The 25,888-nt window shown below is 67.9% G+C and carries 24 protein-coding genes and 1 pseudogene; 16 read left to right on the forward strand and 9 right to left on the reverse strand.

What is annotated here, in order from left to right:
- Positions 1-128: 128 nt before the first annotated feature.
- Positions 129-1,289 (forward strand): acyl-CoA dehydrogenase, encoded by a 1,161-nt coding sequence (locus QC765_RS15770; RefSeq protein ID WP_278315392.1) that lies wholly within the window; start codon positions 129-131, stop codon positions 1,287-1,289.
- Between the two features lie 28 nt (positions 1,290-1,317).
- Positions 1,318-2,541, forward strand: a complete 1,224-nt coding sequence (locus QC765_RS15775; protein WP_278315393.1) for a sensor histidine kinase — start codon at positions 1,318-1,320, stop codon at positions 2,539-2,541.
- Here QC765_RS15775 and QC765_RS15780 read toward each other — a convergent pair.
- A complete protein-coding gene (locus QC765_RS15780) occupies positions 2,538-3,539 on the reverse strand; it encodes a YdcF family protein (protein ID WP_278315394.1) in 1,002 nt (333 codons plus the stop codon). The genes QC765_RS15775 and QC765_RS15780 overlap by 4 nt on opposite strands.
- A 64-nt stretch (positions 3,540-3,603) precedes the next feature.
- On the opposite strand from QC765_RS15780, the gene QC765_RS15785 reads away from it, so the two are divergent.
- From QC765_RS15785 to QC765_RS15800, 4 genes are all read left to right on the forward strand, one after another.
- On the forward strand, positions 3,604-4,305 hold the full coding sequence (locus QC765_RS15785; protein WP_278315395.1) for a response regulator: 702 nt from the start codon (positions 3,604-3,606) through the stop codon (positions 4,303-4,305).
- Between the two features lie 114 nt (positions 4,306-4,419).
- Positions 4,420-5,301, forward strand: a complete 882-nt coding sequence (gene trhO / locus QC765_RS15790) for an oxygen-dependent tRNA uridine(34) hydroxylase TrhO (protein WP_278315396.1) — start codon at positions 4,420-4,422, stop codon at positions 5,299-5,301.
- Positions 5,291-6,211: a pseudouridine synthase gene (locus tag QC765_RS15795; RefSeq protein WP_278315397.1), complete on the forward strand. Its 921-nt coding sequence runs from the start codon at positions 5,291-5,293 to the stop codon at positions 6,209-6,211. The genes trhO and QC765_RS15795 overlap by 11 nt, the downstream gene beginning before the upstream one ends.
- Positions 6,212-6,278: 67 nt before the next feature.
- Positions 6,279-6,608 carry a hypothetical protein gene (locus tag QC765_RS15800; RefSeq protein WP_278315416.1) on the forward strand — a complete coding sequence of 110 codons (330 nt, stop codon included), beginning with the start codon at positions 6,279-6,281 and terminating at the stop codon, positions 6,606-6,608.
- A gap of 142 nt (positions 6,609-6,750) precedes the next feature.
- Here the strand turns inward: QC765_RS15800 and QC765_RS15805 are convergent, their stop codons facing one another.
- Together QC765_RS15805 and QC765_RS15810 are read right to left on the reverse strand one after the other, a co-directional pair.
- On the reverse strand, positions 6,751-7,458 hold the full coding sequence (locus tag QC765_RS15805) for a TIGR03089 family protein (protein WP_278315398.1): 708 nt from the start codon (positions 7,456-7,458) through the stop codon (positions 6,751-6,753).
- Between the two features lie 22 nt (positions 7,459-7,480).
- Positions 7,481-9,166 (reverse strand): LCP family protein, encoded by a 1,686-nt coding sequence (locus tag QC765_RS15810; RefSeq protein ID WP_309297312.1) that lies wholly within the window; start codon positions 9,164-9,166, stop codon positions 7,481-7,483.
- 187 nt (positions 9,167-9,353) lie between these two features.
- Between QC765_RS15810 and rfbD the strand changes: the two genes are divergently transcribed.
- From rfbD to QC765_RS15830, 4 genes are all read left to right on the forward strand, one after another.
- A complete protein-coding gene (gene rfbD, locus QC765_RS15815) occupies positions 9,354-10,271 on the forward strand; it encodes a dTDP-4-dehydrorhamnose reductase (RefSeq protein WP_373876779.1) in 918 nt (305 codons plus the stop codon).
- 70 nt (positions 10,272-10,341) lie between these two features.
- Positions 10,342-11,220, forward strand: coding sequence for a glycosyltransferase family 2 protein (locus QC765_RS15820; RefSeq protein WP_278315399.1), 879 nt, complete (start codon positions 10,342-10,344; stop codon positions 11,218-11,220).
- 6 nt (positions 11,221-11,226) lie between these two features.
- Positions 11,227-12,372: a mannose-1-phosphate guanylyltransferase gene (manB, locus tag QC765_RS15825; RefSeq protein ID WP_278315400.1), complete on the forward strand. Its 1,146-nt coding sequence runs from the start codon at positions 11,227-11,229 to the stop codon at positions 12,370-12,372.
- A gap of 107 nt (positions 12,373-12,479) precedes the next feature.
- On the forward strand, positions 12,480-13,859 hold the full coding sequence (locus QC765_RS15830) for an NAD(P)/FAD-dependent oxidoreductase (RefSeq protein WP_278315401.1): 1,380 nt from the start codon (positions 12,480-12,482) through the stop codon (positions 13,857-13,859).
- Between the two features lie 147 nt (positions 13,860-14,006).
- Here QC765_RS15830 and yidC read toward each other — a convergent pair.
- Positions 14,007-14,882: pseudogene (gene yidC / locus QC765_RS15835) on the reverse strand (membrane protein insertase YidC); the annotation flags it as partial.
- A gap of 116 nt (positions 14,883-14,998) precedes the next feature.
- Entirely contained in the window at positions 14,999-15,307 is a 309-nt protein-coding gene (locus QC765_RS15840) for a DUF6412 domain-containing protein (RefSeq protein ID WP_278315402.1), read from the reverse strand.
- A 69-nt stretch (positions 15,308-15,376) separates the two neighbouring features.
- On the opposite strand from QC765_RS15840, the gene argJ reads away from it, so the two are divergent.
- A complete protein-coding gene (gene argJ, locus QC765_RS15845; RefSeq protein WP_278315403.1) occupies positions 15,377-16,537 on the forward strand; it encodes a bifunctional glutamate N-acetyltransferase/amino-acid acetyltransferase ArgJ in 1,161 nt (386 codons plus the stop codon).
- Between the two features lie 15 nt (positions 16,538-16,552).
- Here the strand turns inward: argJ and QC765_RS15850 are convergent, their stop codons facing one another.
- From QC765_RS15850 to cofD, 3 genes are read right to left on the reverse strand one after another with little or no spacing between them, the layout of a single operon-like run.
- Complete coding sequence (locus tag QC765_RS15850; RefSeq protein WP_278315404.1) at positions 16,553-17,101, reverse strand: NUDIX hydrolase; 549 nt, start codon at positions 17,099-17,101, stop codon at positions 16,553-16,555.
- Positions 17,095-18,435 (reverse strand): coenzyme F420-0:L-glutamate ligase, encoded by a 1,341-nt coding sequence (locus QC765_RS15855; protein WP_278315405.1) that lies wholly within the window; start codon positions 18,433-18,435, stop codon positions 17,095-17,097. The genes QC765_RS15850 and QC765_RS15855 overlap by 7 nt, the downstream gene beginning before the upstream one ends.
- Before the next feature lie 2 nt (positions 18,436-18,437).
- Positions 18,438-19,559: a 2-phospho-L-lactate transferase gene (gene cofD / locus QC765_RS15860; protein ID WP_278315406.1), complete on the reverse strand. Its 1,122-nt coding sequence runs from the start codon at positions 19,557-19,559 to the stop codon at positions 18,438-18,440.
- A 417-nt stretch (positions 19,560-19,976) separates the two neighbouring features.
- On the opposite strand from cofD, the gene QC765_RS15865 reads away from it, so the two are divergent.
- Complete coding sequence (locus tag QC765_RS15865; protein ID WP_373876780.1) at positions 19,977-20,306, forward strand: WhiB family transcriptional regulator; 330 nt, start codon at positions 19,977-19,979, stop codon at positions 20,304-20,306.
- A 258-nt stretch (positions 20,307-20,564) separates the two neighbouring features.
- Here the strand turns inward: QC765_RS15865 and QC765_RS15870 are convergent, their stop codons facing one another.
- Positions 20,565-21,122 carry a metallopeptidase family protein gene (locus QC765_RS15870; RefSeq protein WP_278315407.1) on the reverse strand — a complete coding sequence of 186 codons (558 nt, stop codon included), beginning with the start codon at positions 21,120-21,122 and terminating at the stop codon, positions 20,565-20,567.
- A gap of 126 nt (positions 21,123-21,248) precedes the next feature.
- Here QC765_RS15870 and QC765_RS15875 point away from each other — a divergent pair, with 126 nt between their 5' ends.
- From QC765_RS15875 to manA, 4 genes are all read left to right on the forward strand, one after another.
- Positions 21,249-21,827 (forward strand): DUF3499 family protein, encoded by a 579-nt coding sequence (locus QC765_RS15875; RefSeq protein WP_373876781.1) that lies wholly within the window; start codon positions 21,249-21,251, stop codon positions 21,825-21,827.
- A 133-nt stretch (positions 21,828-21,960) separates the two neighbouring features.
- A complete protein-coding gene (locus QC765_RS15880; protein ID WP_278315409.1) occupies positions 21,961-23,328 on the forward strand; it encodes a phosphomannomutase/phosphoglucomutase in 1,368 nt (455 codons plus the stop codon).
- 55 nt (positions 23,329-23,383) lie between these two features.
- Positions 23,384-24,499 carry a tobH protein gene (locus QC765_RS15885; protein ID WP_278315410.1) on the forward strand — a complete coding sequence of 372 codons (1,116 nt, stop codon included), beginning with the start codon at positions 23,384-23,386 and terminating at the stop codon, positions 24,497-24,499.
- Positions 24,499-25,731, forward strand: a complete 1,233-nt coding sequence (gene manA, locus QC765_RS15890; RefSeq protein ID WP_278315411.1) for a mannose-6-phosphate isomerase, class I — start codon at positions 24,499-24,501, stop codon at positions 25,729-25,731. Before QC765_RS15885 ends, manA begins: the two co-directional genes overlap by 1 nt.
- Positions 25,732-25,888 lie beyond the last annotated feature (157 nt).

Consider the following 25,888-nt stretch of genomic DNA (forward strand, 5'->3'; position numbering starts at 1 on the left):
GTGCTCCGCGCGCCCCGCCGGTATTGTCAGCACTAGGGAACTCTCCTGCACAACGACGGGAGCACGGTCCCTGCGTACGCAAACCCGTACCCGATAATCGCACTATCGCACGCGAAGGAGCTCCACGAATGGCCGGCAACCCCGATTTTGATCTCTTCCAGCTCGCTGACGAGCACAACGAGCTGCGGGCCGCCATCCGGGGCCTGTGCGAGAAGGAGATCGCGCCCTACGCCGCCGATGTCGACGAGAACGAGCGCTTTCCCCAGGAGGCCCTCGATGCGCTTGTCGCTTCCGGCTTCAACGCGATCCACGTGCCCGAGGAGTATGACGGCCAGGGCGCTGACTCCGTCGCCACCTGCATCGTCATCGAGGAGGTCGCCCGCGTGTGCGGGTCCTCGTCGCTGATCCCCGCGGTCAACAAGCTCGGCACCATGGGCCTGATCCTCAGCGGCTCCGACGAGCTCAAGGCTCAGGTCCTGCCCGCCATCGCGTCGGGCGAGGCGATGGCGTCCTACGCGCTTTCCGAGCGGGAGGCCGGTTCCGACGCGGCAGCCATGCGTACCCGGGCGAAGGCCGATGGCGAGGACTGGATCCTCAACGGCTCCAAGTGCTGGATCACTAATGGCGGCAAGTCCTCCTGGTACACCGTCATGGCCGTCACCGATGCGGAGAAGGGCGCGAAGGGCATCTCGGCGTTCATGGTCCACAAGGATGATGAGGGCTTTGTCGTCGGGCCCAAGGAGAAGAAGCTCGGCATCAAGGGCAGCCCCACCGCCGAGCTGTACTTCGAGGATTGCCGCATCCCCGGTGATCGCATCATCGGGGAGCCCGGAACCGGATTCACGACCGCCCTGCAGACTCTCGATCACACCCGCCCCACCATTGGCGCGCAGGCCGTGGGCATCGCCCAGGGCGCCCTTGATGCGGCGATCGAGTACACCAAGGACCGCAAGCAGTTCAAGACCGCCATCGCGGACTTCCAGGGCGTGCAGTTCATGCTCGCGGACATGGCGATGAAGCTCGAGGCAGCCCGGCTGATGGTCTACCACGCCGCTGCGCGCGCCGAGCGCGGCGAGAAGAACCTCGGGTTCATCTCCTCCGCCTCGAAGTGCTTCGCCTCCGATGTCGCCATGGAGGTCACCACCGATGCCGTGCAGCTGTTCGGCGGCGCCGGGTACACCCGCGACTTCCCGGTCGAGCGGATGATGCGCGACGCGAAGATCACCCAGATCTACGAGGGCACCAACCAGATCCAGCGGGTCGTCATGGCCCGGACGATGCTGCGCTGACCGGATTGCGCTGACCGTCTCCACGACCATGGCACCGGCACCAGTCTCGCCGCGCGATCCGCGGCGGGCTGGTGCCGGTCTCGTCGAGCGGTGGTTCCGGTTCACGCGAGCGCACTGGCTTGGCATCGACATCGCCATCGCGGCGGTCGTCACGCTTGTCGCGCTCGCGTCGCAGCGCGGACTGTTCACCGGGCCGCACGAGGTGCTGCTCGCCGTGCTGATGACGGTGCCCCTGGCATGGCGGCGCCTGCGACCGGCCTGGTCCGGCTTCACCATCGCCGCGGCCGCGTACCTGCACCTGCTGGTGTTCCAGGACACGACCAGCGCTGGGCTCGGCGTGCTCTTTGCTGTGTATGGGCTCGCTGCCTATGCCGGCCCCTGGGCGAGCCGGATCGCCTGGCCACTGGCTGCCCTTGGCGTGGGCGTGTCGACGTACCTCAGCGCGGCCGAGTTCGACCGCGACCTGCGCTCGGCCGCGATCAACATCCTCTCCATCGTCGCCCTGACCACCGTGATCTACCTTTTCGGCCTGATCCGGCGATTCCGGATCAACGAGGTTTCCGGGCTCACCGAGCGGGCGCGGCTCCTCGAGCTCGAGCGGGAGCAGGAGACCAAGCTCGCCGCCATCACCGAGCGCACTCGTATCGCCCGCGAGATGCATGACATCGTGGCGCACTCGCTGACTGTTGTCATTGCCCAGGCCGACGGTGGCCGCTATGCGGCGCGGGCCAGCCCGGAGGCGGCGGCGCGGGCGCTCGAACAGATCTCCGCCACGGGCCGGCAGGCGCTGACGGACATGCGGGCCCTGCTCTCGGTGCTGCGCGATGGCGCTCCGCGCGATACCGGCAGCACCCCGGTGATCGGGGACATTCCCGCCCTGATCAACGACATGCGCCGCAGCGGCCTCGATATCGAGCTCACCGTCGACGGCGAGGCCCGCGACCTGCCCGCCGGGACCTCGCTCACCGCCTACCGCATCGTGCAGGAATCCCTCACCAACGTGCTCAAGCATGCCGGGCCTCGCGCCAGGGTGGGCGTGGACCTCGAGTGGACGGAAAAGGCCTTGCGGCTGCGCATCTCCGACGATGGGAACGGCATCGCGGGAATCCTCCCGAGGCCAGAGACCGCGGGGCAAGGCGTGCGGGGAATGCAGGAACGCGCGCGCCTCTACGGCGGCGAGGTCACCGCGGGGCCGACCGCAGCGGGCGGGTACGAGGTGGCGGCCCGGTTGCCGCTCACCACCCCGCGCTAGCGCCCGGCGACGATCCCCGCCAGAGTTGCAAGGCCCGCGCAACCTGCCAGCACGACGATCGTGATCCGGGCGCGCTCGACCAGGATCGCGACGAACTCGCGGAGGAACGCGCTCGGCAGGAAGTACGCGGCCGTGGGCGATCCCACCACCTCGGCGTCGAGCCCCACTGCCCGGGATGTCAGGGCAGCGCGCAGGGCGTGATAGTTGCTCGTCACCACTACTACTGGGCCGGGGATCGCGTATGTGGCGAGCAGTCGCGAGGAGTACAGCAGGTTCTCCTCCGTATCCCGGGCCTGGTCCTCGACCAGGATGCACCCGTCCGGTATGCCCGCCGCCAGCAAGTACTCCGCCATCGCCGAGCCTTCCGGACGAGGCTCATCGGGTCCCTGCCCACCACTGGGGACGAGAACTGGGCGCGCACTCGCCTCCGATGATCGCCACAGCGTGATCGCCCGATCGAGCCGATGCCGCAGCAGCGGGGGAACGCTGCCATCAAGCAATCCCGCGCCGAGCACCACGATTGCGCCCGGTGCTGGCACGCGCACCACCAGGCCGTAGAACACCGCGTAGGCAGCCACCACGAGGAACAGCACTGTCAGGTAGGTGCCCGCAAGGAACAGGAACACCGCTAGGCCAGCAAGGGGCGGTTGGCCCGTCCGCAGCAACAGCAATGCCACCAGTGGCACCGCCAGCAGCGCGATGCCCACGAGGAACGACAGCAGGTTGCCGAGGTTGCGCCCCTCCCGCTGCATCATGACCACGCCGTTGACGAGCAGGAAACCCACCAGCGCGATCGCGAGCAAGGGCAGCAGCAGGAACGCGGCGAACCACACGATCCGCACCCCGGGTATCGCCGTCGCCACCAGCTCCACCACCGCGATGGTCCCGAACCACACCGTGCCCAGGAGCAGGAAGCCGTTGCGCAGCCGCCGCTTCTCCGAGCTCCAGCTGTGCCACAGGGCAAGACCAAGCACCAGGGCGATCACGAGGCTGAGCACGCCCCATTACATCACTGCGGCGGCCACCACGCCTGTCACCAGCCAGGCCGCATAGGGTGGATCCATGGTGGAGCAGCCGATCAAGGTAGCACTCGTCGACGACCAGCAGCTCGTCCGTGCTGGGTTCCGCATGGTGATCGATTCCCAGCCCGATATGCAGGTCGTGATCGAGGCCGCCGACGGCCAGCAGGGAGTGCGCGAGATCGCCCGCACCGGCTGCGACATCGTGCTGATGGACGTGCAGATGCCCACGATGAACGGCATCGACGCGACCCGCGCCATCACCAGCGGCAGCGCGGGCGCGCCGCGCGTGGTGGTGCTGACGACCTTCGACAACGATGAATACGTCCTCGGCGCGATCAGTGCCGGAGCGAGCGGATTCCTGCTCAAGGACGCCGACCCCGAGCAGCTCCTCGACGCCATCCGCACCGTCCACCGTGGCGACGCTGTCATCGCGCCCCGCGCCACCCGCAGCCTCCTCCGCCAGCTCGGCCCCCTGATCGCCACCGGGGCCACCCGCGAGGAGAACACCGCCCGCGCGCTCCCCAGCGAGCTGACCCCCCGCGAGGCGGAGGTGCTCGCCGCCATGGCGCGCGGGCTCACTAATGGCGAGATCGCCGAGCAGTTCTTCGTCTCCGAGGCGACAGTAAAGACCCACGTCGGGCGCATCCTCGCCAAGACACAATCCCGCGATCGGGTGCAGGCTGTCATCCTCGCCTACCAGACAGGGCTGGTCCATCCCGACGATGTGCTGCGCGACGCCTAGCGCGCACGTGCGTTCGGCGCGGTTGGGCCACGAGCGCGTGGCACGGCAGAATGGACACGCACACCATCCGGCCCCGCCTGCCCGCGCGGGGGAGAAGCCCCAGGAAAACTCGCCGTGTCGATACCCAAGATCGTGCTGTTCTACGTGTTCGCCCCATTGCCCGACCCCGAGGCGATCCGCTTGTGGCAGCTATCCCTGTGCCAGTCCAATGGCCTGACAGGGCGCATCATCATCTCCGGGCACGGCATCAACGTGACGGTGGGCGGCGAGCTCGCGGCGGTCAAGCGATACGTCCGGGCCACGCGCGAGTACACGCCGTTCAAGAAGGCCGACATCAAGTGGTCCGATGGAAAAGGCGAAGATTTTCCCCGGCTGAGCGTGCGGGTCCGCCCGGAGATCGTCACGTTCGGCGCGCCCGAGGAGATCAAGGTCGATGCGGATGGCGTGATCGGCGGGGGAGCGCGACTGGGCCCGGAGGAATTGCACCAGCTCGTCGCCGATCGGGGCGACGTGGTGTTCTTCGATGGTCGCAACGAGCTAGAGGCACGCCTGGGCCGGTTCCGTGGGGCTGTGGTGCCAGATACCTCGACGACCCGCGATTTCCTCGCCGAGATCGAATCGGGCAAGCTCGATCATCTCAAGGACAAGCCCGTGGTGACGTACTGCACGGGCGGCGTGCGCTGCGAGGTGCTGACCGTCCTCATGCGCAACCGCGGCTTCTCTGAGGTCTACCAGCTCGACGGCGGCATCGTGCGCTACGGGGAGAAGTACCGCGACGAGGGCCTGTGGGAGGGCGCGCTCTACGTCTTCGATGGCCGCATGACCACCACGTTCTCCGACGCGGCGCAGGTCATCAGCACGTGCGAGCTGTGTGGCGCTCCGACGACCCGGCTGGAGAACTATCCCGATCCGCACGGCCGCGATCTGACGCTGGTGTGCGAGGCGTGCAGCCCGCGCGCGCAGGTGCTGGAGCGAGCAGCGTCCGATGGCGGCTAGGCCACCCCTGCCCGCGCGGGACGGCCTTGGCCCGGCGCGGGTACGCATCGAGCATGGCGCCACCGCGGTCACGATGCTCGAGTATCTGGTCGAGCGATTCCCGGGCAGCGAGGGCTTCTGGCAGGCCGAGATGAGCCGCGGGCACGTCGTTGACCAGCACAGCCGCGCAGTGACAGACACCAGCCCGTACCGGCCCGGCCGCATCCTGTACTACTACCGCCAGCCCGTGCCCGAGCGCGCGGTGCCGTTCGAGCTGCGAGTGCTGCACCAGGACGAGGCGATCGTGGTGGTGGACAAGCCGCATTTCCTGGCGACCATCCCGAGGGGGCAGCATGTCACCGAGACGGTGCTGGTGCGTGCCCGGCGGCAGCTGGGGATCGATGATCTAGTGCCCGCGCATCGCCTCGATCGCATGACCGCGGGAGTGCTGGTGCTCGTCGCTGATCCGCGCTGGCGCAAGGCCTACCAGGAGCTCTTCGCGCAGCGGCAGGTGCGGAAGGTCTATGAAGCGATCGCTCCGCATGCGCCGGAGCTGAGCCTGCCACGCGCTGAGGAGAACCTGCCGCGCACGGTACGCAGTCGCATCGTCAAGCAATCCGGGGTGATGGTCGCCGAAGAGGTTCCAGGCGAGCCGAACAGCGAAACGCTCGTCGACCTTCTCGAGGTGCACGGTGAGCTCGCCCGCTACCGGCTACGACCAGTGACCGGCAAGACCCACCAGTTGCGCCTGCATATGGCATCGCTCGGTGTTCCGATCCTCGGTGATACCTACTACCCGGTGTATCGGCCCTCGCGCGGGGACGATGACTTCACCGATCCACTGCGCCTGCTCGCGCGGTCGCTGGAGCTCACCGACCCCATCACCGGCGCGGAGCGTCGTTTCGACAGCAGGCTCGCGCTCCGGTTCTAGAGTGGACAGCGTGGGCGATACGTTCTGGGGGCGGGTCCGGGCGGCGGCGCGGGGACGTGCCTCGGTGATGCTGGTGACAGTGCTCGCGCTCGGTTGGGCCCGTGCGTGGGGCGGGCGGCCGCGGTTCGTGCCGGGGCATTGGTTCTTCATCGCCCCGGGCATGCGGGGTGGCTTCGCGCGCGGCGGCACCACCGTCGGTGGCGTGTTCCTGACGGACCGGGAGCCTTCCCATCGCGTGATCCGGCACGAGGCGATCCACGCGGACCAGTGGGCGCGGTCCGGCCTGCTGTTCCCGCTGCGGTACTGGCGGGAGGAACTGCGGCACCCGATGGCGCGCAACCGCTTCGAGATCGAGGCCGGTCTCGAGGATGGCGGCTACCGGGCGCCCCGGAGTTAACTGGCCTCGCTGGCTAAATGCCCGTCGGCAAAAGCACGAGAAGCTGTCAAACGCGATAGAAACCGACCTGGGTTTTCTGCGGCTTCTATCGCGTTTGCGGTACTAGCGGCGGCGGCACCGGCGGAACTAGCGGCGCCAGCCGCTAGCCGATCCGGTGCGTGGCCTTCTCGCTCGCGGCGATGCGCCCGAGGGCGGCGGCATCGGCGTTGGCGACCTGCACGAGCGATGCGCCCACGGCAAGGACGGCCACGAATCCGACGATGATGGACTCCGCGTCGGTCCATGACAGCGTGGAGACGATGCGGGAGCTGCTATCCCAGCCTTGTTCTTGCGCGAAGGACCTCGCCCGGGCAAGCACGCTGGTCACTACGATTCCGTCGAGGGCCGGTGCATCGGTGCCGGGCGTGGCCTGGAACTGATCCCCGTGCCCGGGCACGGTGGTGGCGAAGTCGGTGACGCCGATGGGCAGATCGAGCAGGCCGCGGCCGAATGGATCGAGCGAGAGCGCCGCGATCTCCTCGGCGTCGTCTGCGCCGGGCAGGGTCTGCGCCGTGGTGAAGGCCAGCCTGGCATCGTGAGCCTGCCCCGCGAGCACCTCGCACCCGGCCCACCAGGAACCGAGCAGCACGGTCGCGGTCTGCCAGTGCGCGGGCAGCAGCACTGCCACGCGATCGCCCGCCGCGAGCCCGAACTCGTCGCGCACCATGTTGCCGGTCTTGGCCGCCCAGTTGGCGGCCGTCGTCCCGGAGAGCTCGATGCGCTCGCCACTGGCCTGGTCGTAGTAGGTGACCAGGGGGCGGGCGGCCTGGGATCGGAGGATCGGGTCGAGCAGGGTCTCGGTCAGGTTCACGGTTCTCCCATCGATCGAGGGATCAGTCCACGCAGGGCGGTCCGGCGTGCTCGGCGCTGACCGGGGGTGGCACGTCGCCCTCGGCGAGCACCACGGCCTCGCCGGCCTCACCATCCTCGGGGGGTGGTGGTGGACCGGCGGCGCCGGGGCCATTGTAGTGGGTGGTGAGCACTACCTGGATCTGGTCCTTGCGAAGGTCGAGGTCCTGCTCGAGCGGAAGGCCGCCAAGATGATCGGCGATGGCCCGCGCGGTCTCGCTGCTGGTATCGGCGGTGATGACCTTGCTATGCATGGTGGGCTTGCCCAGCCAGTTGCCGACCTCGCCCTCGACGAACCCGACGCGGTTGAGTTCCTCCGCAACCCGATTGGCGAGCCCCTCGAGGAGGCTGGCGTTGGCGACATTGACGGTGATCTCGGAGGGGTCGAACCCGAACTCGGGGACCGGTTTCTCCTCGGGCTCGGCAGCCTCGGCGAGGACATCAGCGAATCGCGATTGGACAGATTCGGGATCGACCTCGACGACGCTTTGCGAGCCGTCGTTGCTCCAGGCGTTGGTGGTGACCACGGGAATGGTCTCGAACTGCACGTTCCCCGCGGCGAGGTCCTGGAACTGCTTGGCGAACGCGAGGACGTCCCAGTCCTCGTCGATGACGACGGAACGCTGGATGGCGCTGCTCAGCTCGCTGAGCTTGGACGGGCTGGTGAGCACATCAGTGCTCAGGACGCGCCGGGAGAGCGACGCCATGAAGACTTGCTGGCGATTGATCCGGCCGATGTCCATGCCGGGCAGGCCCTCGCGCTGCCGGACGAAGCTCAGGGCATCGGCGCCATCAAGGACCTGCTGCCCGGCGGGAAAATCCGCACCTGAGAGCGGGTCGTTGACCGCATTGTTCAAGCACACCTCGACGCCGCCGATCGCATCGGTGAGCAGCAGGAAGCCGAGCAATCCGATCTCGGCGTAGTGATCCACCGATACACCGGTCAGCTCGGCCACGGTCTTGATGAGCGCATCGCGGCCCGCGGCAGTGGCGATCGGCTCGGCCTTGGCGCGTTCCATGCCCTCATCCTCGACGAGCCGCACGAGCTCCTGGAAGCGGGTGGAGCCAAAGACGCTGTTGATCTTCACCTTGCGATCCTGCGGCCAGTCATCACCGGGAACCTCGTCGGGAACCATCACGTAGGAGTCGCGGGGAATGGAGAACGCGGCAGCAGATTGGCCATTGTCGGGCACCCGTATCAGCACGATGGTGTCGGTATTGGTCGAATCCGCCTCGCCCGCGCGGAGCTTGTCCCGCTCCTCCTCGGTGAGTGGATTGCCATGCGCATCGGTGCGGCTATCCGTTCCCACGAGCAGGATATCGGTGGCTCCGTCGGCATCCTGGCCGAGGTCGAGGCCCGCGGCGGTGGCCAGGCGCGAGGCGAATGCATCGTACTGCTGCCAGGCGAGGCCGGTGGAGAGCAGAACGATGATGGAGGCGGCCGCGACAAGTGCCTTGGCCCGCCGCTCGAAGCGAGAGCGGGGCGCGCGCCCGCTGTCCTGACGGCCACGTGCCGGGCGAGCAACGCGCGGCGGTGGCGTCCGGCGGTCCCGGCCGACGGGCGGCGGGGTGCTGCCGCTGCGGGAACGTGCCTGATCCGGCCGGGGAGCCCGCGATCCTGGGCGGCGTCCCGTCCGGCGGGGGCGTCCTGGCTCCTCCCACTCGGGCACGGTGCTTGTCCTTCCTCGGTGCGGCGGGCGATCTTTCATAACGACTTAGGACTCTCAGGCTAACGAGGAGTCATCAACTATCGTTGGCGGCGCTCCGGAGCACGAGGTGACGTGCAACACTGGATTCATCGAGTGGGGCCGTTGCGTGCCGGACGGGCACGACCAGACATAGGGACAGGTGCTGAGCGTGCGGATCATCGTGATCGGAGCATCGGGACAACTCGGCAAGCAGGTGGTGCGCCTCACGGCGGGGGCCGCCCACGATGTGCTGGGGTGGTCATCCCGCGACGTCGATATCACGGACGAGAATGCTGTGGCCGCTGCCATCGAGGCAGCGCGCCCATCGGTAGTGATCAACTGCGCGGCCTACACGGCCGTCGATGCCGCGGAATCAGATTATCGCGCCGCCGCAGCGGTCAACATCTCCGGCGCGGGCAACGTCGCCGCCGCGTGCACCCGCTCCCGGGCTCATCTGATCCACGTCTCCACCGACTATGTATTCCCGGGCGACGGCCGCGAGCCCTACGAGCCCGGATCGCGCGTGGGTCCGCGCACCGTGTACGGCCAGACGAAGTACGCGGGGGAGCTCGCGGTGCACGCCGTCCTCCCCTCGGCGCACATCGTGCGCACCGCGTGGGTATTCACGGGCGCCGGCAGTGACTTCGTGGCCACGATGCTGCGTCTCGAGCGCGAGCGCGACACCCTGCGCGTGGTCGACGACCAGTGGGGCTCACCGACCTATGCGGTGGACCTCGCGGCGGGATTGGTCGAGCTAGCGACCAGCAGGCGGGCTGGCCCGCTCTCCACCGTGCGAGCCGCGCCCGGGGGGACGATCCTGCACGCCACGAATTCCGGGATCACCACCTGGTGGGGGCTCGCGCGCGAGGTCTTTGCCGCGGCAGGCGCCGACCCGGAGCGGGTGCAGCCATGCTCGACCGCCGAGTTCCCGCGTCCCGCGCCGCGCCCGGCGTACTCCGTGCTCGGGGGCGAGTCCTGGCGCGCTGCCGGGCTGCGGCCCCTGCGGCCCTGGCGCGAGGCCGTCCGGGAGGCCGTGGGGATCGCCATAGCGGATCATCACCGGATGATCGTTTCCGAGAACCTGTGATCGGGCTGTCCGCCGGGGCGTCGTAGTGGCATCGCGCGCGCACCGGACCGCGTTGGCTACGCTGGCCGATGTGCAGAAGCGACTTCCCGTGGTGACGGTGACCTACTCTCCCGGCGAGCATCTGGCTGGGTTCGTGACGTCCCTGCCGGAGGCGACCCGGCTCCCCGTCGATGTGATCCTTGCCGACAACGGTTCGATCGATGGCGCTCCGGAGGCCGCGGAGCGTGATCATCCGAACGTCCGGTTGCTGCGCACAGGCGGCAACGTCGGCTATGGGGGAGCGATCAACCGGGCCGTGGCCGAGGTGGATCCCGAAGCCGAGTTCGTGATCGTCGCGAACCCTGATGTGCGGTGGGCGCCGGGGTCGATCGATGCCCTCCTCGAGGCCGCGCTCCGATGGCCGCGCGCTGGAGCGCTCGGTCCGCTCATCCGGGATCCCGATGGCACCGTGTACCCCTCCGCCCGGCATGTCCCCACGCTGTGGGGCGGCGCGGCGCACGCGATCCTCGGCGGGATCTGGCCGTCGAACCCCTGGACGCGGGCGTACCGGCAGGAGGACAAGGACATCAGCGAGCGCGCCGTCGGCTGGCTCTCCGGCTCGTGCCTGCTGCTGCGGCGGGCCGCGTTCGATTCCGTCAATGGCTTCGACTCCCGCTACTTCATGTACATGGAGGACGTGGATCTCGGTGACCGCCTCGCGCGGGCGGGTTGGCTCAATGTGTTCGTGCCGACCGCCGAAGTGACGCATGCTAAAGGGCATGCGGCAGGCAGGCATCCCGAGCTGATGCTGCCGGCGCATCACCAGAGCGCGTACAGGTTCCAGGCGGACCGGCATCCAGAGTGGTGGCAGGCTCCGTTGCGCGTTGCGCTGCGTGGTGGCCTCGGCGCGCGGTCACGGATCGCGGTGGCAGTGGCAGGGCGCAAGCAACGTGGGCAGAAAGGAAACTAAGAGGTCATGGCAGGCAGAGTTTTTCGCTTCACGCAGGGACCGAGCGCGCAGGCCACGCCGAGCGCGGTGGACCGCAGCCTCGCCGAGAACACCGATGCGGTGGTGCTCGTCGGAGGCAAGGGAACCCGGTTGCGCCCGCTGACGCTGTCCGCGCCCAAGCCGATGCTGCCGACCGCGGGCCTGCCGTTCCTCCAGCACCTGCTGTCGCGGATCAAGGCAGCGGGCATCACCCATGTGGTGCTGGGCACGTCCTTCAAGGCCGAGGTGTTCGAGCAGCATTTCGGCGACGGCTCCGAGATGGGCCTCGAGATCGACTACGTGATGGAGGAGGAACCGCTCGGCACTGGTGGTGGCATCCGTAACGTGTACCCCAAGCTCCGGGGCGACACGGTGCTGGTGTTCAACGGTGATGTGCTGGGCGGCACCGACCCGCTCGCGGTGCTCGGCACGCATCACGAGAAGGGCGCGGATGTGACAATGCACCTGGTGCGGGTGAGCGATCCGCGCGCGTTCGGCTGCGTCCCCACCGACAGTGATGGCCGCGTGCTGGAGTTCCTGGAGAAGACGCAGGATCCACCGACCGACCAGATCAACGCGGGCTGCTACGTGTTCAAGCGCTCGGTGATCGAGCAGATCCCCGCCGGGCGCAACGTGTCCGTGGAGCGGGAGGTCTTCCCGAAGCTGCTCGCCGATGACTCTCGCGTCTACGCCCATGTGGACTCGGCCTACTGGCGCGACATGGGCACCCCGGAGGACTTCGTGCGGGGCTCCGCTGACCTCGTTCGTGGCATTGCGCCGTCGCCCGCGCTGGAAGGGCAGAGCGGCGAATCGCTCGTCCACGAGGGGGCGGGAATCGCCCCTGGCGCGCTGCTGATCGGCGGCACCGTCGTGGGACGCGGCGCGGAGGTCAGTGGCGGTGCGCGCCTGGACGGCGCTGTCATCTTCGATGGCGCGAAGGTCGACGCCGGCGCGGTCGTGGAGCGCTCGATCATCGGCTACGGTGCACACATTGGCCCGCGGGCGCTGATCCGCGACGCGGTGATCGGCGATGGCGCACAGGTCGGTGCCCGCTGCGAGCTGGTCGGTGGTGCTCGCGTGTGGCCGGGAGTCATCATCCCCGACGGTGGCCTGCGCTTCTCCACCGACGTCTAGCAAGCCCGCCGAATCGGTCGTCGCCGCAGCGTGCGGTGGACTACGGTTGGCGTGGACGTCCGTTCCTGGGGCGGCCGCTGGGTAACCATGTACGAGGAGTGATCACTGTGGGAGATCGGCATGCTCAGCCGGGGCGGCATCATGTCGTCATCATCGGGTCGGGCTTCGGCGGCATGTTCGCCGCCCAGAAGCTGAAGAACGCTGATGTGGACATCACGTTGATCGCCCGCACCACCCATCACCTGTTCCAGCCCTTGCTCTACCAGGTGGCCACCGGGATCCTCTCGGTCGGCGAGATCGCGGTGCCAAACAGGGTGATCCTGCGCAAGCAGAAGAATGCCCAGGTGCTGCTCGGCGAGGTCATCGACATCGATGTGCGCAACCAGACGGTGACCTCCGAGTACTCCGACCAGCAGCGCGTCACCTCATATGACAGCCTGATCGTCGCGGCGGGCGCCGAGCAGTCCTACTTCGGCAACGATCATTTCTCCGAGTTCGCCCCCGGCATGAAGACCATCGACCATGCGCTCGAGCTGCGCGGCAAGATCATCGCCGCCTTCGAGGAGGCGGAGCTGTCGACGGATCCCGCCGAAGTGGAGCGGCTCCTGACTTTCGTCGTTGTTGGCGCGGGACCCACTGGCGTCGAGATGGCCGGGCAGATCGCCGAGCTCGCCCGCGATACGCTCGCCGGTGCCTACCGCAACATCGATACCTCGATGGCCCGGGTGATCCTGCTCGACGCCGCGTCCCAGGTGCTGCCGCCCATGGGCAAGCGGCTGGGCGCCAACGCGCAGCGCCAGCTCGAGAAGATCGGCGTCGAGGTGATGCTCGATACCTTCGTCACCGATATCGATGAACGTGGCCTCGTGGTCAAGCAAGGCGACAGCGATCCGGTGCGCCTCCCCGCGAACTGCAAGATCTGGGCGGCAGGCGTCTCCGCGAGCCCGCTGGGCAAGGTCCTCGCCGAGCAGACCGGCACCGAGCTGGACCGCGCGGGACGCGTCCAGGTCAATCCTGATCTGACGATCCGCGATCACTCCAACATCTTTGTCGTTGGCGACATGATGGCGCTCGAGGGAATCCCCGGCATCGCGCCCGCCGCGATCCAGAGCGGCCAGTACGTCGGCAAGCTGCTCCGCGCCGAGTCCGAGGCCGCGAGCAACGGCGAGCAGCCTGCCGAGCGCAAGCCCTTCAAGTACCTCGACAAGGGCAGCATCGCGGTGGTCTCGAAGTACAACGCCGTCGGCAAGGTGTTGTTCGGCAAGGTCGCGGTCTCCGGCGTGATCGGCTGGTTCATGTGGCTCGCGGTGCACCTCTTCTACCTCGTGGGCTTCAAGAACCGCTACGCCACCCTCTTCTATTGGCTCGTCACCTTCATGTCGAGCTCTCGCGAGCAGCTCAACGTCACCGAGCAGTGGATGCACGGTCGCAACGCGATCGAGCAGTTCGAGGAAGGGCGCAAGCAGCTCGGCGACAAGACCGGCTGAGCAGTTGGCCTAGCCATGGCGCCTCAGCGACAAACGCGATAGAAGCTGCCCGGAATCCCAGGTGGCTTCTATCGCGTTTAGCGGTTTCTCGTGCTTTTGGCGTGGTGGACCCGCGTTGGACCCATTCTCACCATCGCGCGAGCGTCACGGCGTGGGTTCGGGACCCGCGCGGCGCTCCGCTGCCCTAGCCTCCTCGGCATCGATTCGGCGGAACACCAGGTGCTGCTGGAAGCAGGTCCAGATGTTGTTGGTCACCCAGTAGATCAATACCGCTACCGGCAAGAACGGGCCACCCACTACCGCGCCGAACGGGAACACCCACAGCGCGAGCCGGTTCACGATCACCGTCTGTGGGTTGTCGGCCAGCTCCGGGGACTGGCGCTGCAGCATGAACCGGGCGTTGAGATGGGTCGCGATGCCCGCCACGATCATCAGCGGCACCGCGACAGCCGCGATCGCCGCCACTGACGGCACGCCACCGAACTCGGCGAACGCCTCCAGCGATGCCTGCGGCTGGGTGATCCACCCCGAGATCGGGGCACCGAGCAATCGCGCGGACAGGAACGACTGAACATCCTCGGCACTGAACACATAGTTCGAGGTCACGGCGTTGAGCTCGGGGGACAGGCCCAGCTGGCCCAGGCCGGTGCCTGTCCGGTTGAACGACCGCAGCACGTGGAACAGGCCGATGAACACGGGGATCTGCACGAGGATCGGCAGGCAACCAAGCAGCGGATTGAACCCATGCTCGCGCTGCAGCTCCTGCATCTCGAGGGCGAGCTTCTGCCGATCCTTCCCATGCTTGTGCTGCAACGCCCGGATCTGCGGCTGCAGCTTCTGCATGGTGCGGGTCGTGCGCACCTGATTGACCGTGGGCCGGTACAGCAGGACGCGCACGGTGAAAACGAGGAACACGACGGAGAGGGTCCAGGCAGCGCCGCTGTCCGCGCCAAGGAACGAGCCGAACACCGTGTGCCAGAACCACAGCACCGCCGAGACCGGGTAATAGACAAAATCGAGCATGGGGAGCGCCTTTCGCGGGGCGCGCGAAGCAAGGCCGGTGCCCATTGCTGCACGCGGAAGGATTTGGGTGATCACGGCGTGGCGGAGCAGCCCGGGGAATCGATCCCAGGTCGGCATCACGCCAGGTGGACGACCATCCCCGGCGCGCGCGGCCGGGGCCTTCCTGGTGCATCGGGCTGGCTCTGGAGCATGTAGGAGCCCCGGCGGCTCGCCTGTGCGAGGGTGTACGCCCGAACGATGCTCGCGAGCCCGCGAACGACCGGTCGTGGCTGGCGCAGCGCGAGCGCCGAGACTGCCACCACCGCCAGTGCCACGCCCAGGGTGGTTCCCGACGGCGGCGCGGTGAGCATCGAGGCAAGCAGCAGCGAGAGCACCGGCAGCACGAGCAGATTGCTCATGCGCCGCGCGCGTCCCCTCGATGGCATGCGCCGATAATACGTGAACGCCCGGAAACCGGCTGTCGGTGCGGTCACACCATGTGCAAAGCTGTGCGCATGAGCGATCGTTCCCCTAGCGCCCCCGCTGGCTTCCACGGCATCACCGGAAACATCGGGATCAAGGATGACGCCCCGGATTTCTTCACGGTGATCTCGGAGGTACCCGCGACCGTCTCGGCGGTGTTCACCAAGTCACGCTTCGCTGGCCCGAGCGTGGTCATCAGCCGCGAGACCGCACGCCGCGGCACCGGTCGCGGCATCGTGGTGACAGCCCGCAACGCGAACGTGGCCACGGGCGATCAGGGGCTCGCCAATGCGCGCGAGATCCGCGCCGCGGTCGCCGGGCTCGCCACCGCCGAGCCCGAGGACATCCTCATTGCCTCCACCGGGGTCATTGGCCGTCAGTTGCCGATGGGTCGCGTGCGTGCGTTCCTCGAGGGACTCCACCCGCCGTTCCCGCCCGCGGACTTCGCTGCGTGCGCCGCGGCCATGATGACCACGGACACCCATCCCAAGCATGTGGTGGCACGCTGCGGCGAGGCGACGATCGTGGGCATCGCCAAGGGCGTGGGCATGATCGAGCCGAACATGGCGACGATGCTGGCGTACTTCTTCACCGATGCCCGCATCGCGCAGGCAGATCTTGATGCGCTGTTCCGGCGCGTGGTGGATCGCACGTTCAACGCGTTGAGCATCGACACGGATACCTCCACCAGTGACACCGCGGCGGTCCTCGCCAATGGGCTCGCGGGCGATGTCGACCTGGCGGAGTTCGAGGAGACGCTGCACGACTTGGCGCTACAGCTGGTGAGGATGATCGCGGCCGATGGCGAGGGTGCCACCAAGACGATCGTGGTGCGGGTGACGGATGCGCGCGATGAGCGGCAGGCCAAGCGGGTCGCCAAGGCGATCGTCAACTCGCCGCTGGTGAAGACCGCCGTGCATGGCGCGGACCCGAACTGGGGCCGGGTGGCCATGGCGATCGGCAAGTGCGACGACGAGACCGATATCGATCCTGGGCTCGTGCGCATCGACTTCGGGGACGTAACGACCTATCCGATCCCCAAGGAGGATGTGCTCGACGCCGCGGCGGAGCATATGCGCGGCGAGGAAGTGACGATCACGGCCTCCCTGGCAACAGGCAGTGCCGCGTTCACCGTGTATGGCTGCGACCTCACCGATGGCTATATCCGCATCAACGCCGACTACACCACCTGAGCCCGCGCGGGGTGGTCAGCGGGCGCGAGCGAGCCGCACCATCTCGTTGATGGTGTGGTGCTCGGCCTTCGCCGGCAGGTCGTCGATGGGCCACCATTGCAGATCGGTGGATTCATCGCTCCGCGTGATCCGGGCGCCCTGCGGTGCCCGGATGAGGAACCGCACATCGAGGTGGCGCGTGGGCTGCCCGAGCGAGCAGGTGATCGGATGGGTATGCAGCGAGAGCACGGCGGGATCGAGCTCGAGATCGCCGATGCCAGATTCTTCGCGTGCCTCGCGCAGCGCCGCGTCCTCGATGGTGCGATCGTGCTCCTCGCAGTGCCCGCCGAGCTGGATCCACCGACCCACTCGCGGGTGCAGGGTGAGCAGGACTTCGGCCCCGTCGTGGGAGAGAATCAGGCTCGAGGCGGTGATGTGCCCCGCGACGCAGCCGCGCAGGCAGCCGTCGGGAGCGGCGGCGAGGAACGCGAGCATGGCGTGGCGCATCGAGTCCTGCTCGGGGGTGGGCGCAGCGAAGGCCTCGAGGGCGTGGCGGGCGGATTCATGCAGGGTATCCATCACCACTCCTGGAGCAGGCCATCGGTGTCACGGGGGTCGCGGGCGGCGAGCTCCTCGGTGGGGTAGCCGATCCCGATAGCGCCCATCGGGGTCCAGGTGTCGTCGAGACCGAGCTGGTCCCGGACGACTTCCGGGGCGAAGATCGTCGAGCCGATCCAGCATGACCCGATCCCGCGCGCGGCGAGCGCGGTGAGCAGGGCCTGCACCGCGGCGCCCACCGCAACGGTGAACATGGTGCGCTCGGCCTGCTGGCGCGCCGTGTCGGCATAGTCGTGGGCGCCCTCGGGGACGAGGAACGGGATGATCAACTCTGGCGCCTCGTAGAGCAGCTGCCCGCGGGCGAGGCGGGCGGCGATGCGTTCTTCACTGAGCCCGTCGCGCTCGAGGTCCGCGCGCCAGGCGTCCCGCATCGCGTCGAGCATCACGATGCGGCGCTGGTCGTCGCGGATCCAGCCGAAGCGCACCGGACGGGTGTGATGCGGGGCCGGTGCGGTGAGTGCCTCGCCGACCGCAGCACGGACCTGGTCCTCGGGGACGGCATCGCGGGTGAACGAGCGCACGGTGCGACGCCGCAGCACGGCCTCGCGCCAGCCCTGGCCGAGCGCCTCCTGGGTGCCGAGGCGGAAGAGGTCCTCGTTCGCGGGGCGCACGAGGTCCCGCGCGGTGGATCCATCGTCGATCGTGCTGAAGCCGCGGATCACCGCGATGGGGGTGCCGTGGAGCTTGCCCTTGACGAGGTCGGCCGCGGCAGCGAGCTCGTCGGCGACGGCGATGTTGGTGACCTGCAGGTCGTTGCCATGCCGATCAGTGGTGCCGGTGTAATCGTGCAGCACCGAGAGGCCCGCGGCGCCGATCGCCGCGTCGGTCTGGCCGTTGCGCCAGGCGCGTCCCATGGTGTCGGTGATCAGGATGGCGACATCGACGCCGAGCCTCGCCCGGATGCCGTCGCGGAGCCGGGCCGCGCTGGCATCGGGATCAATGGGCAGCAGCGCGATGGCTGAGGTGTCGACGTTGGAGCCATCGACCCCTGACGCGGCCTGCACGATGCCGAGATGGTTCTCGGTGATGAGGGTGCGGCCATGCCGGGCGAGGATGCGGGTGGACTCGCTGAGGACGAGCTCGCGGCGCAGGGCATCCCGCGCGTCAGGGTCGGCGGGGGCGCGCACGATCCGGCCCTCGGCCTTCGAGAGGATCTTGCTGGTGATGGCGAGGATATCGCCGTCGCGCAGCCAGGGCAGGTGGCCTGCCACGAGGTCGACCAGATCGTCCCCGGGAGCAATCTCTGGGATGTCCCGCACGGCGCGGATGCGCACCTCGTTCTCCGCGCCATGGTCGGCCATGCTCACCTGGCTACTCCGGCGAGCTCGATGGCTTGCTCGATCATCGAGGCGGTGGCACTGGCGTCGTGCATGATGATGTCGGTCTCGCGGACGGCGACGCCGGGGATGGACACGGGATCGCCGGTGTGGGAGAGCCAGCCGTCGAGGATGCCGGTGGCAGTCCGGGCCCCGTAGTACTCGGCGACGCCCTGCGAGGACACTTCGGCGCCAACGATGCGCAGGCAGCGATCGGCCATGCCGCGCAGTGGCGCCCCGTCGATGATGGGGGAGATGCCGACGATCGGCGCCTCGGTGGTGCGCAGTGCCCCACGGATGCCGGGGATGGCGAGGATGGGAGCGATGCTCACGACGGGATTGGAGGGGGCGATGAGGACGATGTCAGCGCTTGCGATCGCGTCAAGGACGCCGGGCGCGGGCCGCGCCTCGTCGGCGCCGACCTGGACGAAGGAGTGCGTCTCGATGTCGGAGCGATGCTTGACCCACCACTCCTGGAAGTGGATGGCCTTCTTGTCGCCACTACCAGGGTCGGTCACCACGGCGAAGGTCTCGGAGCGGTCGTCGCTAGCGGGCAGCAAGCGCACACCGGGGTTCCAGCGCGCGCACAGCGCGGCGGTGATGTCGGAGAGCCGGTAGCCCGCTCGCATCATCTGGCTGCGGATCAGGTGGGTAGCAGTGTCGCGATCGCCGAGCCCGAACCAGTCGGGCTGGGCGCCGTAGGCGGCCAGTTCCTCGCGCAGGCTCCAGGTCTCATTGGCCCGTCCCCACCCCTTGTGGTTGTCGATGCCACCACCAAGGGTGTACATGCAGCTGTCGAGGTCGGGGCACAGGCGCAGGTCGTGCATCCAGGTGTCGTCACCCACGTTGACGATCGCCGTGGGGGCCTCCGAGCCGGATTCTGGTACTGTTGTACTAGTTCTTGGGATGTCGCTTCTGCCAAGCTCTTTCGGCGCTGGAGCGGCCAGGGCGGGATCGTGCGGCGTTGACCGGGCGCCTGGGGGAGTGCCCGGCTCGCGCGGTGCTCCAGGGCTCCCGGGCCCGCTCGCGGACTCCTCGCTGGTGAACTCCCTGGCGCCGAGCAGGAATCGGGCGCCTCCGACGCCTCCGGTGAGAACAGTGACCTTCACAGCGTCACAGCCTACGTGCTGCTGCGCCGAGGGACGAAGCCGTGTGGAGCGGGGAGCGCTCGAGCGTGTATGAATTCATACTCGTTTCGGAAACGGGGCTGTGTCGCTTGACGCACCGGTGTGGAAGGATGGTAGGGGATTTCGCAGTTTTGCTTGCAATAGGCAGCAAGAAAGTGTCTAATCACACATGTGTCATTCACTTCATGACACTCGCCCACTCGGGACGGGCCACGAGCGAGGCGAATACGGATGCATGCTGTTGCCCCCTTCGGGGCGGTGGCAGATGCGGCCCGGCAAGCTTCATTGCCAGCAGTGCGCGACAAGAGGTTGGGGATACATACTATGCCGCACTTTCCAGGAGTCCAGGGCGCTGAGCGCCCGGCCACATTCCGCGTGGTTTCCGACGACATGGCTGCAATGCGATCGACCGATGTGTCGATGCCGCGCGAGGATCGGAACGATGGCGCGAGCGGGCCGAAGCTCAGCCTAGTGGATGCTGGTTTCGACCATCTTTTCACCGCTGTCCAGGAGGAATGGCAGGATCGCGCGCTGTGCGCGCAGACCGATCCGGAGGCGTTCTTCCCGGAGAAGGGTGGCTCCACGCGTGAGGCCAAGCGCATCTGCCTGGGGTGCGAGGTTCGCGATGAATGCCTGGAGTATGCCTTGGCCAACGACGAGCGCTTCGGGATCTGGGGCGGCCTCTCGGAGCGGGAGCGTCGGCGGCTGAAGCGCGGAATCGTCTCGTAAAGGCCCGGCGGCCCAACGGTCGCCGAGCAAGGCTGCGGGGATGCATGCAGAGGGTGCGTGCATCCCCGCAGGCTAATGCTTAGAAGTTCCTGAGAGATTCTCTGATCGAATTATGGGCGTACGCGACATATTGTATGCATACCGCGTACGCCCATTCTGTTTGGGCATGGCAATAGGGCCATTCGGGCCCGAGTTACTATTTTCTAGAGCTTCTCTTAGAGAACTCTTTGAATTATCGAGCGCGACCGAGGCGCGCCCCTAGTCGAGGTCTCCATTGCCATCCGGGGCCACCATGTCCGGCGGCAGGCCGAGATACGTCGCTACTTGCTCCACCAATACCTCATGGATAAGGCGAACCAGCTCCTCCGGAGCCTCGCCCCGCAGCTCGAGTGCTCGCCGGAAAAGTACGATCCGGGCGCGCGTGGGCTGCCCGGCCGAATCGAGCCCCGCCGGGATCAGTCGTGAGAGGGGCACTGGCCCGTCAGCAACGATCTCGGGCGGCCAGGCCACCGTATCCGGGTTCCGCGCGCGCACCCGCGGCACGTCGTCGACCGCGATATCGAGCTTCGCGAGGCGCTTGCGCCAGCGAGCCTCGATCGGCTCGAACGCATCGAGCACGATCGCATCGAAGCGCTCCGCTCGCGTCTTGCGGGCGGGGAGCCGCGGTGGAACGAGAGACCCGCGCAGTCCGCGCCCGCGCTTCTCGACGCCTCGCGTGGTGCAGCGCCGCGCACGGGACTGCCCCGATGCAGCTACCTGGGCCCCGGCGCGCGTAATCTGTTCGCCCCCCGTGTCCCCACGCTCATGATCTGGCATGGATGCACTGTACCGGTGGTGGCCCAAAGCCTGGCGGGATCCGGCCGCGAAGCCCGAAAAAACCGCTCGCGGCGGCGAGTCGCGCCGGTGAACACGGGGCTAGCGGCTAGTGTCCGCTGTGTGAGTATGCTTCGTCGTTGTTGCAAGCCGGGTTGCAGGAACCCTGCCGTCGCGACGCTGACATATATCTATGCGGAGTCTCAGGTCGTGCTCGCGGACCTGTCGGCCCTGGACAGCCCGCACTCCTGGGACCTGTGCGAGCAGCATGCGATCAGGCTGGCTCCGCCGATGGGCTGGGACCTGGTGCGTGAATGGGTTCCCGAGTCCGAGCGCGAGCCGGCCTCCACCCCTGCGGATGCGACGGCCGGGCTCCACGAAGCCACGGCTGATGACATGGATGCGCCGGGCTTCGAGGCTCACCTGGATCAGTCACGGTTCGGCAGTGCCCATCTTGAGAAGGCCAATCTCGAGAACGCCCAGCTGGATCAGGCCCAGCACAACGCGTCGCAGGTCGATGATGACCCATGGATCGATCTCCCCGGGGCATCGGAGCATCCAGTCGCTTCAGCCATGGCTCGGACGGCCACGACAGCGGACGATGACCAGTTCGATGCATCCCCGCGAAGCAACAATGATGCGTCCAGCAGCAGCGGGCCCGCCCGGCGCGCGCACCTGCGCATAGTCACGCCCGCGGACACCGAATAGCAGGTGTGCCGGGGCCCCGGGAAGCGCGCTCCCTGGCGCTGCCGGATCGGCGCTTCCCCCCGCATCCTGCGCGAAACCTGACTAGGCTCGGACCGGAAAGCGCAGTGACGCAAGCATGACGGGAGTGCCGGAGATGAGTCGACCAGCCGAAGCCGTGAACGCGGTGATCAAGGCCTACGACGTGCGAGGTGTGGTCGGTGAGCAGATCGATGCCACCTTCGTGCGCGATGTGGGCGCGGCATTCGCGAGGCTCATGCGCACCGAGGGCGCGGCCCGCATCGTTGTTGGTCATGACATGCGCGCTTCCTCGCCCGAGCTGGTCGAGGCATTCTCTGCTGGAGTCACTGACCACGGGCTCGACGTCGTCAACATCGGCCTTGCCTCGACCGATCAGCTCTACTACGCCTCGGGCACCCTCGAATGCCCGGGCGCGATGTTCACCGCCAGCCACAATCCCGCCAAGTACAACGGGATCAAGCTCTGCCGCTCCGGCGCGAAGCCGGTGGGCCAGGAGACCGGGCTCGGCACCATCGCGGAAGAAGTGATCCACGGCGTTCCGGTCTATGACGGGGCGCCCGGCTCGGCCGCCACCGATGACCTCCTCCCGGACTATGCGGCATACCTGCGCAAGCTCGTGGCGCTCGAGAGCATGCGCCCGCTCGTCGTTGCTGTTGATGCCGGCAACGGCATGGGCGGGCATACCGTTCCCGCCGTTCTTGGGCCGCTGCCACTCACCGTCGAGCCACTGTTCTTCGAGCTCGATGGCACCTTCCCCAATCACGAGGCCAACCCGCTGGATCCGGCCAATCTGGTGGACCTGCAGCGCCACGTGCGCGAGACCGGCGCGGATATCGGGCTGGCTTTCGACGGGGACGCCGACCGATGCTTCGTCGTCGATGAGAAGGGTGACCCCGTGTCTCCCTCCGCGGTCACGGCACTGGTCGCCGAGCGGGAGCTCGCGAAGCACCCGGGCGCATCGATCATCTACAACCTCATCACCTCCCGCGCTGTCCCGGAGATCGTGGAGGAGCACGGCGGATCCCCGGTGCGCACCCGAGTCGGGCACTCGTTCATCAAGCAGACCATGGCGCAGACCGGTGCGGTATTTGGCGGCGAGCACTCCGCGCACTACTACTTCCGCGACTTCTGGGGCGCTGACTCGGGGATGCTCGCGGCACTGCATGTCCTTGCCGCGCTCGCTGAGCAGGACAAGCCCCTCTCGGAGCTGATGGCGCAGTACAACCGGTATGCGGCGTCGGGCGAGATCAACTCCACCGTCGATGACGCCACCGCGCGCATGAACGATGTGGAGGAGGCGTTCGCCGAGCGGGCTAAGGAGATCGACAAGCTTGATGGCATGACCGTCGACCTCGGCGACGGGGCATGGTTCAACCTGCGTGCCTCGAACACCGAGCCGCTGCTCCGGCTCAACGTCGAGGCAGCCGATGCTGGAACCGTCACGAGCATCACCGATGAGGTGCTGGCGATAATCCGGCGGTGACATGCTGGGGGCGCTGCAGGATAATGAGAAGTGCACCTGGAAGGAGGTGGCCGCGGTGAACACGCTCGCGCCTGGCTTTGACCTCGACGACGGGGCCACGCTCGCCTCTGCCGACCGATCGGGCCTGCTCCGTCATGCAGCACTCTCGGGAGCGCAGACCAGGGCGGTCGATACCGCCGTCGCCGAGGGCGCCCTTGCTCGCCTGCCCGGGTCCAGGCCGCGCGCGCTGGTGATCGTCGCGCGCCGTGCCGTCCCGATCGCGGCGAGCCACTTGGTCCTTGATGCTGTCGCGGCGGAACTCTCGTTCCCCGCTATTGTCGTGGATCACGCGCCAACCTGGATCGGACCACTCGACGTGATCATCGTCATGGGCGATGATCCTGGGGATCCCGCTATGGTCGCGGCCGTCGACCGGGCAGTCCGGCGCGGCTGCGGCGTGGTTGTCGCGACTCCTAGCGAGGGCCCCATGCGCGCCGCGGGGGCGCCCCACGCCATCGCGATGCCACCACGCGTGCCCGTCCCCGAGATGTTCGCGACCTGCGGCTACGCGAGCACTGTGCTCGCCGTGCTGCGGCACATCGGGCCGGGGGAGGCCGTCGCGTCGATCGCGCTGCACGCTATTGCCGATGTCCTCGATGACGAGGCGCTCCGCGGCCACCCCGAGCGCGAGGTACTTGGCAATCCCGCGAAATCCCTGGCGAGCAAGCTGCTGGACCACCGCGTGGTATTCGCGGGGGATGCCCCGGGCGACCAGGTGCTCGCGCGGCATGCGGCTTCGGCGATGCTCCGTGTCGGCGGGATGGTGGCGGCCTCGGCAAGCCTGCCGGAGGTCGTGGAGGTGCTCGATCAGCTGGCCGCTCGACCCGCCGCCGCGACCGAGATCGATCCGATCTTCCACGATCCCGAGATCGATGGCCCGATCGGCGCCGAACCAGTAAAGATCATGATCGTCTCGCGCGGCATGCCAGGCCCCGGGACAAGGAGCCGCGCCGCGCTGCTCGGCAGCGCCGCGGACTACCTCTTCGCCAACCCCGAGGATCCTGCCGAACCCTTGGTTTCCGGCAGCGATGCCCCGGCCCGGAGCCTCGGACAGTTGCTCACCGACACCCTCCAGCTGTGCGTGCGGATGGACATGGCGGCGGCATACGCACGGCTAGCGAGGTCCCACTGATGCAACTGCTTGATTGCCCGGTCCGCAACTACGCCTGGGGCTCGCGCACCGCGCTGGCTGGGCTTCGCGGGGAATCGGGCCCGTCGCCGCACCCCGAGGCCGAGCTGTGGATGGGCGCCCACCCCGCCGACCCGTCAAGGCTGCTGGAGTCGGGCGCGACATTGCTCGACGAGATCGCGGAGGATCCCGTCGCGGCGCTCGGGCAGGAGGTCTGCGAGCGGTTCGACAAGCAGCTCCCTTTCCTCATGAAGGTCCTGGCAGCCGAGGAGCCGCTGTCCCTGCAGGCGCACCCCTCCCGGGAACAGGCCCAGGAAGGGTTCGAGCGGGAGAACCAGCGGGGCATCTCGCTGGATGCCAGGTCGCGGAACTACAAGGATGACAACCACAAGCCGGAGCTGATCGTTGCGCTCACGCAGTTCTCGGCGATGGCGGGCTTCCGGGATCCGGCAGCGACCGTCGCGTTCCTCGAGGAGCTCGGCTCGCAGCGTTTCGTGCCCTACCGGGACCTGCTGGCGGAGCAACCCGACGGCTCGGGGCTGCGCGCGTTGTTCACCACCTGGATCACTCTTCCCTCGAGCGATGTCAGCGAGCTGGTGGACGATCTCGCGGAGGCATGCGTCGGGCTGCTCGGCCGTTCCCCGCGCGGGCGCTTCTCCGAGGTCGCCCGGAACCTCCTGCAACTCGTGGAGCTTTACCCGGGAGACGCGGGCGTGCTCGCGTCGACCCTGCTCAACCACATCACGCTGCAGCCGGGGGAGGGGATCTTCCTCGGCGCGGGCAACCTGCATGCCTACCTGCACGGCGTGGGGGTGGAGCTGATGGCCAACTCCGACAACGTCCTGCGCGGTGGACTCACCCCGAAGCATGTGGACGTGCCCGAGCTGCTGCGGGTGGTCGATTTCGAACCGTTTCCGCTAGCGCCCGTCGCCGTGCGCAATGCCGAGCCGGGCGGCACCGTCGAGCAGGTGTATCAGGCCCCGATCGACGAGTTCGCCCTCTCGCGCATCGAGCTTGATGCCACGGGCCTGCGGCACAGCGTCTCGCATGGCCTATCCCGCGGCGGGCCGCAGATCATCGCGTGCACGCGCGGCGAGGTCATTGCCCGCAGCGGCGATACCGATATCCGGGTGCACGCTGGCGGGGCATTGTGGATTCCAGCCTCGGACCCAGAGGTGATCCTGCATGCCGGCACGGCTCGCGATGAGGTATTCCGGGCCGTGGTGCCGCAGTAGTTGCTCGCCTCGGGCCGGCTGCTCGCCTCGACTGCGGGCGCCCCAATTCGGTTGTGTGCGGTTTTGCACCCGTTCGGGGCCCTGGGTTCAAGGGGTGGTCGCAACACCTTCTAGCAGAAGAGGTGTTGCGCATGGATGCACGTCGCGGCCGTCCACG

Source organism: Hoyosella levis, assembly GCF_026008515.1.
Lineage (GTDB): Bacteria > Actinomycetota > Actinomycetes > Mycobacteriales > Mycobacteriaceae > Lolliginicoccus > Lolliginicoccus levis.

Coding starts and splice junctions, on each gene's coding strand:
- QC765_RS15770 (WP_278315392.1), top strand. CDS start 129: ATGGCCGGCAACCCCGATTTTGATCTCTTCCAGCTCGCTGACGAGCAC.
- QC765_RS15775 (WP_278315393.1), top strand. CDS start 1,318: ATGGCACCGGCACCAGTCTCGCCGCGCGATCCGCGGCGGGCTGGTGCC.
- QC765_RS15785 (WP_278315395.1), top strand. CDS start 3,604: ATGGTGGAGCAGCCGATCAAGGTAGCACTCGTCGACGACCAGCAGCTC.
- QC765_RS15795 (WP_278315397.1), top strand. CDS start 5,291: ATGGCGGCTAGGCCACCCCTGCCCGCGCGGGACGGCCTTGGCCCGGCG.
- QC765_RS15800 (WP_278315416.1), top strand. CDS start 6,279: ATGCTGGTGACAGTGCTCGCGCTCGGTTGGGCCCGTGCGTGGGGCGGG.
- manB (WP_278315400.1), top strand. CDS start 11,227: ATGGCAGGCAGAGTTTTTCGCTTCACGCAGGGACCGAGCGCGCAGGCC.
- QC765_RS15840 (WP_278315402.1), bottom strand. CDS start 15,307: ATGCCATCGAGGGGACGCGCGCGGCGCATGAGCAATCTGCTCGTGCTG.
- argJ (WP_278315403.1), top strand. CDS start 15,377: ATGAGCGATCGTTCCCCTAGCGCCCCCGCTGGCTTCCACGGCATCACC.
- QC765_RS15855 (WP_278315405.1), bottom strand. CDS start 18,435: ATGGCCGACCATGGCGCGGAGAACGAGGTGCGCATCCGCGCCGTGCGG.
- QC765_RS15865 (WP_373876780.1), top strand. CDS start 19,977: ATGCGATCGACCGATGTGTCGATGCCGCGCGAGGATCGGAACGATGGC.
- QC765_RS15870 (WP_278315407.1), bottom strand. CDS start 21,122: ATGCCAGATCATGAGCGTGGGGACACGGGGGGCGAACAGATTACGCGC.
- QC765_RS15875 (WP_373876781.1), top strand. CDS start 21,249: ATGCTTCGTCGTTGTTGCAAGCCGGGTTGCAGGAACCCTGCCGTCGCG.
- QC765_RS15880 (WP_278315409.1), top strand. CDS start 21,961: ATGAGTCGACCAGCCGAAGCCGTGAACGCGGTGATCAAGGCCTACGAC.
- manA (WP_278315411.1), top strand. CDS start 24,499: ATGCAACTGCTTGATTGCCCGGTCCGCAACTACGCCTGGGGCTCGCGC.